Annotated in this window: 2 protein-coding genes; both read right to left on the bottom strand. The window is 64.9% G+C overall.

Features of this window, described 5'->3' with window-relative positions:
• Positions 1-536: IS66 family transposase (locus NKI72_RS35270; protein ID WP_352837553.1), on the bottom strand; the 536-nt coding region annotated here is incomplete at its 3' end.
• A 66-nt stretch (positions 537-602) separates the two neighbouring features.
• The coding region (gene tnpB, locus NKI72_RS35265) for an IS66 family insertion sequence element accessory protein TnpB (protein ID WP_352819845.1) at positions 603-790 on the bottom strand (188 nt) is incomplete at its 5' end.

Genomic DNA, 790 nt, shown 5'->3' with positions numbered 1-790 from the left:
GTGAACTTCTCCCGCACGTGCTGGATCACCTTCCATTGCCGCGGCACCACCTCCAGCGTCTCGGTGATATCCTCACCCAGCTTGCGCAGCCGATGACCGCCGCAGCAATGGCAAGCGGCCGGCGCCGGCTCGACCACGCGTTCGCGCGGCAGATGCTCGGGAAATGGCTGGCGCGCCGGTCGCTTGCGCATGTAAGGCGCCACCTCGGTGGTCCGGGCCGCGGCCTGTTCGGCGGCGATCTCGTCTTCCGTCGCGGTGCTCTCGAGTTCCTCGAAGGTGAGTTCCATCTGGTCGTGCAGGCGGGCTGAGCGTTCAGAACTCTGACCATGCAGCGCCCGCTGCAGCTTCCGGATCGTCAGATGCTGATGCGCGATCAGCGCCGCATCATCCGATGCCTTGGCCCTGGCGACCGCCAGTTCGGCCTCGACCAGCGCAGCGCGCGCGGCCTCGTCTTCGGCTCTGGCCAGCGCCGCGGTCAGCGCTGCTCTCAGCGCGCCAATATCGTCCGGAACAGCATCCTGGGCGGTGGCAACCATGCCCTGGAGTGAATCATAAAACGCGTCCGCTGACTCGCGGAAAATGGCGCAAACTCAAAGAAAAACTCAGCCCGCGCGCTGCGGGCGGAACGTGTGAAGCGGGTTGCGCCAATCGATCCCGTCGAGCATGTAGGCGAGCTGCGCCGGTGATATGGAAACCGTGCCGTCCGCCGGCGACGGCCATAGAAACCGGCCCTTCTCGAGCCGTTTTGCATACAGCGACATGCCGAGCCCATCATGCCAGATAATCTTGA

Source organism: Mesorhizobium sp. M0437, assembly GCF_040321335.1.
Lineage (GTDB): Bacteria > Pseudomonadota > Alphaproteobacteria > Rhizobiales > Rhizobiaceae > Mesorhizobium.
This window is presented reverse-complemented; position numbering and strand designations above follow the sequence as displayed.